Genomic DNA, 12,419 nt, shown 5'->3' on the forward strand with positions numbered 1-12,419 from the left:
ATTATGCCTTGGTATAACGGGGATTATCCCCCATCTTACAAGAATCAGCCGACCGAGCTTAGGGAAAAAGCGATAGAAATAGCCAATGCCCTGCTTCTAGATGGTGCGGAAGAAGGAATTGCAATTGCTACAGGACTCAAACAGGCCAGAGAGCTCTTAAAAAATCACAAAGAGAAAACTGAAAAACCAGAAAATCATGGAAAGTAACAAGTATAAAGAAATTCATAATGAATCCGAAAATCAAGATATACTAAATGCTCCAAGCATTACGAATCAAGGATCTTCAGGAGAAAGTGCAGCAGAAACGGTGCATCTTAAAGACGGACCATGGCACGATAAGGAAAAAGAAAATAAAAATAATCCAGAAGGCAAGAGTATTAAAGAAGCTACCGATCCTTCAAAATTATTTAAATTTTAAAATAGTAAAGAACTAAATTATATAATTATGTCAAGAGAAAACTTCGATAATTACGATCAGGATGAACGTACCTATCACGCAGCAGATGATTCCATAAATTCAGAACTTATTGAGAAAAAGGATCCCGCCATCAACCAGCATGAAAATGATACCACGGGAATACATAGTGATGCTTCAAAACACCCTAACCCCCGTCCAGATGAACGAGATCCTGATGCTAACAGAAGAACCTTAGATGAAGAGAAGGCAGTTGAAGATGACGAAGATAATTAACCCTCCTTCTAAAAAGTTGTCTTATATAGCACAACAAAAAGATGTGAACATAAGATCCTGAAAAGAGTTTTGTACTTAAAACTACTGATTCTCTTCAGGATTTTTTATATGCCGTAAAAGCAATTATTTACCGTGATGATTCACATCAAATTAATTGCATAAATTTGTATGACAGACTTTTTGATCAGTCTGCTTAAAATAAAATAAATAGATCAAAAAAATTACCGTTTTAAAATGAATGACCCGATTCTAGATAATCTTAATCCTAACCAACTGCAGGCCGTTAAAACCACGGAAGGCTACGTACGCGTTATCGCTGGAGCAGGATCAGGAAAAACAAAGGCGCTGACTTCCCGATTTGCCTATATTGTAGACAGGCTGGGGATTAATTCTTCCAACATACTTTGCGTGACTTTTACCAATAAAGCCGCTCAGGAAATGAAAAAACGTGTCAAGGCTCTCATAGGAGATAACTATGATGTGAGTTTTATTACTACCTATCACGGTTTTTGCGTAAGATTCCTGCGCGAGGAAATCAACAAAATACATTATCCGAAGAATTTTATCATTTTGGATGCCGAAGATCAGAAAAGCATACTCAGGGATGTTTTCACGGAGCTTCAGATCAATTCGAAACACTTGACTTTTAAACAAGTTTTACGCTTTATATCTAAGCAGAAAAGCACTTCAAATTACCTTGGTTATATACTTGAAAACAAAAGCTTTGAGCCTGATGAGAGTGATTCGTTATCAAGCCGTGTTTTCCAAATATACCTTGACAAGCAAAAACGAAATTATGCATTGGATTTTGATGATCTCATACATTTCACGGCGTTCATTTTAGACAACAATCCTGATGTGCTTTTAAAGTGGCAGGAAAACCTGCACTATATTCAAGTTGATGAGGCACAGGACAGTTCTGAAAGCCAGTTTCATTTAGTTGAAATGCTCTCACGCGTACATCAGAACCTTTTTCTTGTTGGGGATCCAGATCAGACTATTTATGAATGGCGTGGAGCCAAACCTGAATATCTAGTGGAATTTGACACTATCTTTCCTGATACGCAGACCATCATTATGAATCGCAATTACCGCTCCACTCCTAATATCTTGAAGGTTGGTAATCATATCATCAAAAATAATACTATTAGGGTTGATAAGGATATGATCACCGATAAGCCCGAAGGCTTTGAAGTAGTGCATTTCCACGGAAAAAATGATTTTGAGGAGAGCCGCTGGATAGCTTCTGAAATAAAAGAAATATTGCAGTCCGAAGATGCTTCATACTCTGATATAACTATATTATACCGTTCCAACCACCTTTCCAGAAATATAGAGCAAGCACTTATAAAAGACAATATTCCTTATACCATTTTTGGAGGAATCCGTTTCTTTGAGAGAAAAGAGATAAAAGACGTCCTTTCGATGTTACGCCTTATTGTTCAGGGGGATAATTTTTCTTTTCTGCGCATGCACAATCAGCCCACAAGGGGTCTTGGCAAGAAATTTCTAGAAAGGCTTAGTCTTTTAGCCGGAGAGCAAAATCTCTCTCTGCTCCAGGCATTGGAAAAAAACATAGCCGATAAAGAACTCGCTAAAAAAGGTGCCGTAGATTTTCTGGCACTAATTAATGAACTTCGTGAAACTGCTAAAACCAAATCTATATCAGACCTGGTAAAAATCATACTGGATAAGAGCGGACTCTCTGATCTTTACCGAAAAGATGGTGATGAGGACAGGCTTGAAAATATTAAAGAACTTGTAAATTCAATGCTGCTCCTAGAAAAGGAAAATAATGCTCCTGTGAACATTGTTGAGTATCTGCAGGAAATTGCCTTGTATACAGATTTGGATGCCGATACCCAGCAGCAGGATAAGGTAAGACTTATGACCATTCATATTTCTAAAGGTCTTGAATTTCCTTATGTCTTTTTATGCGGCTTTACTGAAGGAATACTGCCGAGCGCTCTATCTATTAAAGAAAGAAGAAAACGTGCCATTGAGGAAGAACGAAGACTCATGTATGTGGCAGTTACACGCGCTGAGAAAAGATTTTATATGACTGATTCGGAGGGTTTTAATTTCACTACGGGCCTCAACAAATATCCTTCAAGGTTTCTCTTTGAAATCAGTGAGGAGTTTTATGTACGAAAAGGAAAACTTTCGCCAGAGATTATTCAAAACAATGAAACAAAATCCAATGTTTTACAAAGTGATACCCAAACAACATTTAAGGAGGGTGATCTGGTTATGCATCCGGTCTGGAATAAGGGGAAAGTAAAAACTGTAGATGTTGAAAAAACCCAATACATTGTGGAATTTGCTGCAATAGCAAAAGAAAAACCAATAGATTTCAGTTTTAAACACTTAACATCTATCGAAGATGCCAATACTGATGAAACTGCTGATTTTACTCCCCAAGACCTGCAACAACATTTAAAATCTACTCCAAATCCCTTTGAAAAAACAGAATCTGAGCCGAAGAAAAACGTATTTGAAAAAACACAGGATTCCAGCTTAAATGAGGATAAGGATAGCGGCGAAGAGGAAAAAAAATGGTGGAAACCCTGGAGTTAGGATTTAGTAATAAACGTAAAGCATGATTTTAGAATCTGAACTTTCGATTACTTTTTCCAGTCTTTTAAAAAATAAATCGCTTACCATTGGACAGCCGTGGCTATTAATGATGTAGTATTCTTTCTCTTCGTCAGGAACTTCTTTATAACGGTGCAATACTATTGCTCTTTTCATCGCATTGCTGTTGGTCTGATCCAGTCCGCTTAACCTGAAAGCCTTTCCAAAAACACCATTATATGGCTTCTCTACTCCGTAGCGTCCTAACGATGTGCAGTTAGAGTTTGGCGTATTGCTGAACTGCAAGATATCTCCTTTAATTCCAGTCTCCGATCCAGATCCGTGAGCAACAAGCCCTTGATCTAGTATCTTGTCATTTTGAAGGTCATATACAAAGAAACGATTTCTTCCTGATTTGATTTTCATATCCACAAGAAAAGCAATCTTATTGCTGTATCCACGGTTAGAAGCAGTAAAGGATTTGATTTCACTTACGTGCTCAGTAAGTCTTACAAATTCTACTTCCGTTAATATTTCCTTAGTATCCGCTCTATTGTAGGTAGTGAACGAACTTAAAGAAAAAAGCAGTGCCATTAAAAATATTCTCATATGCAGGCATTATATTAAGTTAAACAGCAGATTGGGGAACTATCAATCACTTTTGATGTTGCAAAATTATGATAAAATTTTACACTATTCCCATGTTTCTGATGTTAAATATATGATAAATATTTGAAATCATGCTAATTAGCTTCTATTTTTTTTCTTAAAATAAAAAATTATTAGGATAATCCAGAATTTCAGTATGTTTTTTGAAGTTAAATCTCTTTAATTTAAGAACATTCAAGTGTTGTCGGGGTATACATCTCTTTTATGATTTTTATTTTTCTTAGCAAATTAAACAAGGTCATATGGCAATTATATAAAGTTGTATAAAAACCTTATAATAAAAATAATAAGTGCTATTCTCAATTTTGATAAAATCAAATACTGCTAGCTTTTAATCATTAGTTATAATTAAAAAAGGAACTTAAATAATTCCCCTCCAATGATTATATCAAGAAATAAAATAAAAAAAAATCTACTGGTTTTGTACTTTGTACTTCCCGCGCTTGGCTTTGGGCAGGTGCAGGAGTATAGTCCAAAGATTGCACTAGCCGTGGAAACTTATGCTTTTTTAAAGGGCCGAAGCGCTGCACTTAAAAACATTGCCAAACAATTTCCTGCACTTAAAAGTGAAATTACAGCAGCAACAAAGAGCACAGCAGTTTTGTTTGCCCGAGCAGAACAAAATATAGAGCAGTTTCTGTCCAATGAATTACCTGAGGAAAGCTTCAATTCTTTAAAAAATCAACTTAATGCTATGCTTACCGAGCAGACAGAAAGACCTATTGAAAAGGAGCAGCATGCACGTGATTTTCTTGAAAAAATCAGTAGTAAATCGAGCACATTAAATACGCTTCAGTCAAAAGGAATTATTTCATTTGCTTATCATGATGTACCACACCAAGAAATTACAGATGGACATTTAAAAATTTTTACTACAAAAGATCATCCTAAGGCTGCAGAAACCGATCTGGAAATACCTATCCCTGCAAGCTGGCAGGCCCAAGAAGCAGAAATGACTCAAACTGTGCAGCAGTTTACGAGCTTTCACGGGAAAGGGATTGAAAAAATACTGCTAGTCATATATGATCTGCCTGCAGACCAAAATTTTAAATTGGATAAAAAATCAGTCTCAGAAATTATACCACCCCAGACTGAGCTGATTCGTACAGAAGCAATTAAAATTGACGGCAGACCTGCAATAATGGTTGAAGTAGAAGAAAACATACCTCACGAAAAAATAAAAATACGCATGCTACAGTTTATGTTTACCCAAGACCGAAAATTATACTGTATTCAAGGTAGTATCGGACCTGTAGAAAGCAATAAAAACCTTGACCTTCATATTAAAAAATATGAACCTCTCTTCCGCCTAATTGCCTCCAGAACACAAGTTGGAAAATAATTTACAATTTACAGCATAATTTAATTGTGCAAATGTCAATGGTGTAGCAGCTCAAAATCAATGAACTCTTACAAATAGGAGGAATTCAAATTTCAATCTAAAAGCAATTCCCTACATTACGTTATGACTCATCAGCTTTATAACTTCCTTCGTCTGGATATTTAATGCTTCCTTTTAATTCCTCAACGCGCGCGGGGTCAAATTCAGGCAGCTGAAGTTCATTATTATCTTTCCACTTTTTTACCTGTTTTAAAACTTCTGCTGTTTTTTCACTAGATAAAGCAGTATCGTTTGACATATATAATGTCTGAGAAGGGTAAGCTAAGGCAGTGCCGCTATTTTCGATTATATCCATCATACGCAATAACAGATCTTCTTGAACTTCTTGTGATTTATCAAAATTAACAGCTTCTATATATGCTGTAATTTCTACTTTCAAAGCATCGGCTGTTATTCCTGTAAATCGTACCACGGGAGGCGAATTGAGTACTGCCGGATGTGCATATAACAATGAACGGAGCTCTACCAGCAGATAGCGCATTTGGTCTGGAGCTGTATCCATCCTAAAATTAAAGATGGGATCAAAGATAAAGCGGTCACGGTGTGCAAAATTTTCTATTTTACTGGCCGATAATTGTCCATTGGGAATTGTAACTATGGTTCGCGCAGAAGTACGAAGTGTTGTGGAACGCATTCCAATTGATTCTACGGTGCCTTTAATATCATCTACTCGGCAGTAATCACCTACCCGCAGGGGCTGATCGGCAATGAGACTGACACTTCCAACGAAATTCTCTATAGTTTTCTGAGCACCCAAGGCCAGGGCGATACCTCCTATTCCTAATGCCGCAAGTCCTGCTGTAACGTCAACGCCGATAATTCCCAGCAACGCAATTATACCTATGAAAACAATAGCTGCTTTGGTGGTACGGCTTAGAAATAATATGGCAGATACGGCAGAAATACGTCCTCGCCTATTCATTCTGCTGCGCGTATAAAGGCTTACGAAATCAGTCAGCCTCCAGAGCAGAATTAGAAAAGCGACAATTCCAATAGTGATTATAATAATGCTGAAGCGCTGGCGTACAATGATCGAAATTCCCATTCGCTGGGTTAAGGCTACAAATAAAATAACGGTGAGATACATCATAACCGGCAGCGAAAAAGCTTCTATAACAGCTTTTCCTTTTTCACTCGCTGCTTTCCGCCATACTTTTTGTATAATATAACCAGCTGCAAAAAGTAACAGTCTGGATAGCAGGTAAGATACAACAGTCATCACCACTACTACTGCCCAGTGTCCTATAGGAACATTACCAAGTTTTCGCTCTTTTAAAACCGACGGGAGCACGCGATCCAAAAAAGTCTTTTCGCCCGAGATATCGGCAGACATAATTGACTCTACAGTTTCAGCCGAAAAGAGCCACAAGGCAGGCTCACTGTCATCTGACTGGTTTTCTACGTACAACGGTATGGTTGTTTTGCCTGCTGCAATATTTCCAACAAGATCCACACCTGCTGCTAGATCATCATCTGTTCTTCCAGTTTCTTTATTGCTGACAATGGATGATGGAGAAAGATTACCTCCCTGATCCAGCAGCTGCTGAAAGGTCTTAGCTATTTTAATTCGATCAGCAGTCCTACGATACGAACGTTTACTTAAAACAAAATATTGACTGGCTCTTAGATAGTTCTGTTCGCCTATAGCTTTAATAAATCCATTAACCGTTCCCTGCGGCGTTCTTCTTCCCAGAGAATCTTCAGGTACTTTTACAGACTCTTCAACAGGAGTTTTAGCTGCACTTAACAACTGAGCTATTGTTGTATTTGGCAGCAATAATGCAAACAGCATACACAGCAGTAAACGCTTAATATCTAAAATCATATATTATTTCTTTTTCAGCACTTTATCTACTAAAATTAGGAAATAATAAAAGAAAAATGAAATCCTTAAAAAAAAAAGAGAATTGCAAATCTGAATCATGCACCAAAAGAGTAGATCTTCATGCGCCATAATTATTTTTTTAAAATATGCAGATTTATTATTTCTAGTTTCATGAAAAAAAAGAATTATCTAATTTTAATCTGCTTTATATTTATTATTTCCATACAGCATTAGTATCAGTGTAACAATAATACACGAGGCACTTCCTTCAAATAAAAGCGAAAGACAATAAGCAGGTACCGATGGATCACCACCGAACATAAATGCCTGAGATAAAGATATAACATATCCATCTCCTCCTTTGGCATAACTATAGATGACCAGCGCTGCAATGCTTAGCACTACACCCGTAAAAGCAGTCTGCATTGAAGACACTGCATTAAACATAAAATTATTGTTACCCTCTCTACGATTCATACTAAGAGTTCTATTAACGCCATAAATAATAAAAAATATGTTTAGCAGACGTAGATAAAACAGGTGAGATAAATCTATAATTTCCAGCAGTATAAAAAATAAACCAATTGCCAGAAAAATATAAACCCCATTAATTATTTCGTGCGATAATTTCATATTCCTTCAACTTAAATTAAACATTGTTTAAAAAATAAAATTTAACATAATTACAAAAAAACAAAGTCGAACTGTTCTAGATTTTATATCGTAATATTATAAAATTTCCACATACAACAACCTGATAATAATACAATTAGAACTAAAAAACCTATAACTGATGCTGAAAATGTTTCCTTTAAATTTGATAGTATATTTTACCCACCTTTAATATTTAAATCAACATTATGAAACAATTATCAGATTATTTAGGACAAAAGATAAAAGGAAAAAGAATTGTAATAACTGGGGGCACAACTGGTATTGGAAAAGCAACAGCAGATTTATTAGCCGCACTCGGAGGGCATGTGCTAATCTTTGGAAGAGATCCTGAAGATTTTGAAAAAGCTGTTGCTGATCTTAAACAACAGTTCCCTGATGCAGTACTATATGGAACTCCAGCAGATGTAACTAAAAAAGAGGATATTGACAAAATAATGGCTATTACGGATCAAAGCCTTGGAGGTATTGATATTTTAATAAACAATGCTGCCCTTGCTGCCCCTGGAGTTACCGAATGCTCTTATGAAGATTTTAAGTATATCGTGGATGCCAATGTAATGGGATACATTGCTTTTGCTCAGGAAGCAGCCAAAAGAATGTCGGCTCAGAAATCAGGACATATTATTAACATAGGATCCATGAGCGCTGAAAGCCGCGAGAAAACCAGCACCGTGTATGTGGCTACCAAATCAGCTATACGAGGTTTCAGCACTTCCCTTAGAAAAGAACTTAATCCGATGGGAATCAAAGTGTCACTTATTGAACCTGGTGCAGTAACCAGCAACATGCAGCCTGGAAACAGGGAAGAACACGAGAAAAAAATTGAAAAACTGGAAATGCTGGAAGCCGAGGATATCGCAATGAGTATTCTTTTTTGTCTCTCCCAGCCTAAAAGATGTGATATTGTTAGCATGCAGATACGTCCGCATCAACAGTTTATTTAAAACCTAGGGTTTGTTCCCCACTCCACTCCGGCATCTGTTCAAAGATGTAATGATATCTAATTTCAAAATGCTGAAATTATTCACATAAAATAATAAATCTTGTCATATGATAGAGATACTAAAAACTACAGATACGGCTGTGGCATTCAAATCCTCGGTAGAGTTAACGGCCGATGATTACAAAACTGTCATAGCACCAGCAGTAAAATCATTATCTGAGAAATTCAACGAGATCAACTTTTTGTTTTTTATAGACGGAGAATTTCCAGATTTTATTATGCCTGTTTGGGTGGAAGATGCTTTGATCGGACTGCGAAATTTCGGAAAATGGAACCGCACGGCGATTGTTACTAACTCACAAAAGGTTCAGTCTTTCGCCAGAAGTTTTAGTTTTATTGTGTCTGGTGAACTCCGAACCTATTCGAAAGATAGACTTAAAGAAGCCTTGCTCTGGGTTAGCGGTAATGAAATCCAATTTTTTGACAACTCGCCATCTTACAGAGATGCTGATGACCTTGGTGAAAAAGATTTTTCTAATGGCTATACAGATTTAGATCTTAAATTTGATTGAAAATGCAAAATATAGTAGAACTAACTAAGGATTAAAAACTGTCTATCCAAAACACTTGACAATATCAATAAAGAATTATTAAAAATAACAATCCCGCAAAACAATTACGTTTTGCGGGATTATTTATTACAAACTGATACAGTTAAATTACATAGACAAAATTACAAACTCACTTCTTCTATTTAATAAATGTTCTGCTTCAGAGCATTTTACTCCATCTTTACACTTATTGATTAATTTGCTTTCTCCATAACCTTTTCCTCTCAGTCGAGTGGAATCAACACCATTTTTAACAAGCCACGATACAATTGATTTTGCTCTTTTGTCGGATAAAATTAAATTTGATTTAGCAGATGAGCGACTGTCTGTATGCGAACGTATATCGATTTTCATCTGCGGATATTCCTGCATTACTGCTAAAATCTTCTTTAATTCTATTTCAGCTGCATCTGTAATATTCCATTTTCCAAGATCAAAATAAATCATTGAAATATTTAGCGTTTTAGCTAAATCTGTTCCCACTTTAATAGTTTTTAGTTCCGGCATTTCTATGCCCGCTATGTTTACTTTTTCTAAAGTGAAATCCAGTTTGTTATCCAGAACTGCAGAAATTAAAATCGTATTTTCTTTAACGGGATACATTTTTCGTTCTACCCTAACGGAATACTTTTGACCGCAGTTGACTTTAAAACTGTAAACTCCATCAATTCCTGTGATAAATTCTTGCATCAGCTTGTTGTTTTGATCATACAAAGTAACCTTAGCACCTTCAATTTTTTCATCTTGTCGGCTGTCGCGCACTGTTCCTGTTAAAGTTCTTTCGCAGACCAATTTTCTGGTTTCTGTAAATTTGTAAATATCATCAATTCCTGCTCCACCCTTCTTGTTTGAAGAAAAATAACCTTTACGGCTATTACTATCTATAATAAATGCAAAATCGTCAAATTTTGTATTAACAGGTTCCCCGATGTTCTGTACCTGATCGAAGGTGCCGGTTTCCAAAATTTTAGAAAAGACAATATCAAGTCCACCAAGTCCAGGACGTCCGTCAGTTGCAAAATACAATTCGTTGTCTGCTGAAATGAAAGGAAAAGTTTCTCTACCTTCTGTATTAATTGATGGACCGAGATTCTCCGGCCTGCCATATGATCCGTCGGCGTTGATCAGTACGCTGAATAAATCTGACTGGCCGAATGTTCCCGGCATATCTGAGGCAAAATATAATCTCTTTTCATCTAAACTTAAAGCTGGATGTGCAGTGCTGTATCTATCGCTGTTAAAAGGGAGTTCGGTAATATTTACCCAATTCCCATCTACTAGATTTGCTTTGTATAATTTTAATAGCGTAATATTTTTATCATCTTTCCCGCGTTCCCCATCTAAATAGTTATTTCGGGTAAAATACATTGTCTTGCCGTCTTTTGTAAATACGGGAGTTGATTCGTTGAATTTTGAATTAATCTCTTTGTTTAAAAGAACAGGATTGTAAACATTTCCGTCTGCATCTATTGGAGCAATGTATAAATTGGTGAAAGATTTATTGGTCCATTTAAATGTTTTCCCTTTTGCTTTACCAATTTTTCTAGCTGAACTGAAAACCAAATTATTGTTTAAAAAAGCACTTCCGAAATCTGAACTTTCAGAATTTACATTTACACTTGAAATTTCAAATCGGCCAGAATTTAATTTAATCTGTTCCAGATAGTTTTTGTTATTTTCAAACAAAATGCCACGGCTGTCTGTATTTGTTTTTTTATTGAAAACCTCCAGCATTTTATCTGCTTTTGCATAATCTCCAATTGATTTAAGGGACTGTGCATAACGGTATAAATACTCTGGTTCCTGCTGTGCATTTAAGGCAAAAAGCTTATCGTACCACGCGGCCGCTTTTGGCAGCTCGGCATTAAAATAATAGGCATTTCCTAGTCTCTGAAACATTTTTTCATCTTCATAACCTTTAGCTGCAAGCTTTTCATAAATTTCAATAGCATCCGCGTAAGCGTAATTATTGTATTCTTTTTCAGCTTTGGCAAGAATTGATTTTTGTGCTACTGCATTTAAGAAAAAGAGAGACAAAAAAAATGTATATAATATTTTCTTCATTTTCATAATTAGAAAAATCTTGGTGATGTAATTCGGCTAAAACTATTCATAAATTCAAAACGCAGAAAGATTTCATGCGAACCCGAATTGTAATTATTTAATTTGGTTGTTTCTCGGTCGTAGGCATAACCAATGTACAAGCTTTTATTTAGCTGAAAACCAGCCATAGCACTCAAAGCTGCACTCCATCTGTAAGACACTCCTGCAGTAAATTTATCATTAAACATAAAATTGGCAGAAACATCGAACTGTAATGGTGACCCGTCGACTACTTTTACTAATGCTGCCGGTTTAAATTTTATCGTTTCATAACGGTCTAAATTGAATACATAACCTGCAATTAAATAATAATTAATAAGTTCTTTGTAGATCGCAGTATCGTTGTCATCATAACGTCTTGACTCTATAAAATTAGGAACTGACAATCCGATATACCCTTTATCTGAATGGTAATAAATACCTGCGCCGACATTTGGTGTAAACTTATTCTTGAAATCAGAAAACTGTGGATCTCCCTGATGTTCCATAGTCAGCTTGTTAGGATCAAGGTTAAAAAAATTACCAGATCCCTTAATCCCGAAAGACAGTTTGGCTGCAGCCGATGTTTGAATTGAATAGGATAAATCTACCGAAAAATTATTCTCAGTTGTTGGACCTATTTTATCATTGATTAAGGAAAATCCCAATCCTATATTACTGTTACTTATAGGCGTATTTAATGATAAAGTACTTGTTTCTGGTGCGCCGTCAAGTCCGACCCACTGCGTGCGGTACAAACCAAAAACACTCATAACTCCTCTTGAACCAGCGTAAGCAGGGTTTATGTTTATGGTATTGTGCATATATTGTGTATACTGAGCATCCTGCTGTGCAAAACCAATGGCAGAACAAAACAATAAAACTAAAACTATTTTTTTCATTTACTTATTTTTAAGATAATGGCTTAACCTATGGCTAAGCCATTG

12 protein-coding genes are annotated in these 12,419 nt (G+C 36.1%); 7 read left to right on the forward strand and 5 right to left on the reverse strand.

All coding sequences use genetic code 11. The features are described 5' to 3' along the window. The first annotated feature begins 3 nt into the window (after nt 1-3). From QMG60_RS17130 to QMG60_RS17145, 4 genes are all read left to right on the forward strand, one after another. Nucleotides 4-207 (forward strand): hypothetical protein, encoded by a 204-nt coding sequence (locus QMG60_RS17130; protein ID WP_281865766.1) that lies wholly within the window; start codon nt 4-6, stop codon nt 205-207. After that, nucleotides 197-418: a hypothetical protein gene (locus QMG60_RS17135; protein ID WP_281865767.1), complete on the forward strand. Its 222-nt coding sequence runs from the start codon at nt 197-199 to the stop codon at nt 416-418. Before QMG60_RS17130 ends, QMG60_RS17135 begins: the two co-directional genes overlap by 11 nt. 27 nt (nt 419-445) lie before the next feature. Further along, nucleotides 446-691 (forward strand): hypothetical protein, encoded by a 246-nt coding sequence (locus QMG60_RS17140; RefSeq protein ID WP_057116011.1) that lies wholly within the window; start codon nt 446-448, stop codon nt 689-691. A 234-nt stretch (nt 692-925) separates the two neighbouring features. Then, nucleotides 926-3,268: a UvrD-helicase domain-containing protein gene (locus tag QMG60_RS17145; protein ID WP_281865768.1), complete on the forward strand. Its 2,343-nt coding sequence runs from the start codon at nt 926-928 to the stop codon at nt 3,266-3,268. Nucleotides 3,269-3,271: 3 nt separating this feature from the next. Here the strand turns inward: QMG60_RS17145 and QMG60_RS17150 are convergent, their stop codons facing one another. Then, the gene (locus QMG60_RS17150; RefSeq protein WP_281865769.1) at nt 3,272-3,874 is read right to left on the reverse strand and encodes a murein L,D-transpeptidase catalytic domain-containing protein; all 603 of its coding nucleotides are present in this window, start codon (nt 3,872-3,874) and stop codon (nt 3,272-3,274) included. 481 nt (nt 3,875-4,355) lie between these two features. Here QMG60_RS17150 and QMG60_RS17155 point away from each other — a divergent pair, with 481 nt between their 5' ends. Next, complete coding sequence (locus QMG60_RS17155; protein ID WP_281865770.1) at nt 4,356-5,276, forward strand: hypothetical protein; 921 nt, start codon at nt 4,356-4,358, stop codon at nt 5,274-5,276. Nucleotides 5,277-5,397: 121 nt separating this feature from the next. Here the strand turns inward: QMG60_RS17155 and QMG60_RS17160 are convergent, their stop codons facing one another. Together QMG60_RS17160 and QMG60_RS17165 are read right to left on the reverse strand one after the other, a co-directional pair. Next, nucleotides 5,398-7,161, reverse strand: coding sequence for a mechanosensitive ion channel family protein (locus tag QMG60_RS17160; protein ID WP_281865771.1), 1,764 nt, complete (start codon nt 7,159-7,161; stop codon nt 5,398-5,400). A 195-nt stretch (nt 7,162-7,356) separates the two neighbouring features. Continuing rightward, nucleotides 7,357-7,638: a hypothetical protein gene (locus QMG60_RS17165; protein WP_241774326.1), complete on the reverse strand. Its 282-nt coding sequence runs from the start codon at nt 7,636-7,638 to the stop codon at nt 7,357-7,359. Between the two features lie 383 nt (nt 7,639-8,021). On the opposite strand from QMG60_RS17165, the gene QMG60_RS17170 reads away from it, so the two are divergent. Together QMG60_RS17170 and QMG60_RS17175 are read left to right on the forward strand one after the other, a co-directional pair. Then, a complete protein-coding gene (locus QMG60_RS17170; RefSeq protein ID WP_281865772.1) occupies nt 8,022-8,780 on the forward strand; it encodes an SDR family oxidoreductase in 759 nt (252 codons plus the stop codon). A gap of 106 nt (nt 8,781-8,886) precedes the next feature. Then, the gene (locus tag QMG60_RS17175) at nt 8,887-9,351 is read left to right on the forward strand and encodes an STAS/SEC14 domain-containing protein (protein WP_134142168.1); all 465 of its coding nucleotides are present in this window, start codon (nt 8,887-8,889) and stop codon (nt 9,349-9,351) included. 147 nt (nt 9,352-9,498) lie between these two features. Here the strand turns inward: QMG60_RS17175 and QMG60_RS17180 are convergent, their stop codons facing one another. Next, a complete protein-coding gene (locus QMG60_RS17180; RefSeq protein ID WP_281865773.1) occupies nt 9,499-11,460 on the reverse strand; it encodes an OmpA family protein in 1,962 nt (653 codons plus the stop codon). A gap of 2 nt (nt 11,461-11,462) precedes the next feature. Next, the gene (locus QMG60_RS17185; RefSeq protein ID WP_057116019.1) at nt 11,463-12,374 is read right to left on the reverse strand and encodes a type IX secretion system membrane protein PorP/SprF; all 912 of its coding nucleotides are present in this window, start codon (nt 12,372-12,374) and stop codon (nt 11,463-11,465) included. Nucleotides 12,375-12,419 lie beyond the last annotated feature (45 nt).

The organism is Flavobacterium sp. GSB-24, assembly GCF_027924665.1.
In the GTDB taxonomy this organism is placed as follows: domain Bacteria; phylum Bacteroidota; class Bacteroidia; order Flavobacteriales; family Flavobacteriaceae; genus Flavobacterium.

Coding starts and splice junctions, on each gene's coding strand:
- QMG60_RS17130 (WP_281865766.1), top strand. CDS start 4: ATGCCTTGGTATAACGGGGATTATCCCCCATCTTACAAGAATCAGCCG.
- QMG60_RS17135 (WP_281865767.1), top strand. CDS start 197: ATGGAAAGTAACAAGTATAAAGAAATTCATAATGAATCCGAAAATCAA.
- QMG60_RS17140 (WP_057116011.1), top strand. CDS start 446: ATGTCAAGAGAAAACTTCGATAATTACGATCAGGATGAACGTACCTAT.
- QMG60_RS17145 (WP_281865768.1), top strand. CDS start 926: ATGAATGACCCGATTCTAGATAATCTTAATCCTAACCAACTGCAGGCC.
- QMG60_RS17150 (WP_281865769.1), bottom strand. CDS start 3,874: ATGAGAATATTTTTAATGGCACTGCTTTTTTCTTTAAGTTCGTTCACT.
- QMG60_RS17160 (WP_281865771.1), bottom strand. CDS start 7,161: ATGATTTTAGATATTAAGCGTTTACTGCTGTGTATGCTGTTTGCATTA.
- QMG60_RS17165 (WP_241774326.1), bottom strand. CDS start 7,638: ATGAATCGTAGAGAGGGTAACAATAATTTTATGTTTAATGCAGTGTCT.
- QMG60_RS17170 (WP_281865772.1), top strand. CDS start 8,022: ATGAAACAATTATCAGATTATTTAGGACAAAAGATAAAAGGAAAAAGA.
- QMG60_RS17175 (WP_134142168.1), top strand. CDS start 8,887: ATGATAGAGATACTAAAAACTACAGATACGGCTGTGGCATTCAAATCC.
- QMG60_RS17180 (WP_281865773.1), bottom strand. CDS start 11,460: ATGAAAATGAAGAAAATATTATATACATTTTTTTTGTCTCTCTTTTTC.
- QMG60_RS17185 (WP_057116019.1), bottom strand. CDS start 12,374: ATGAAAAAAATAGTTTTAGTTTTATTGTTTTGTTCTGCCATTGGTTTT.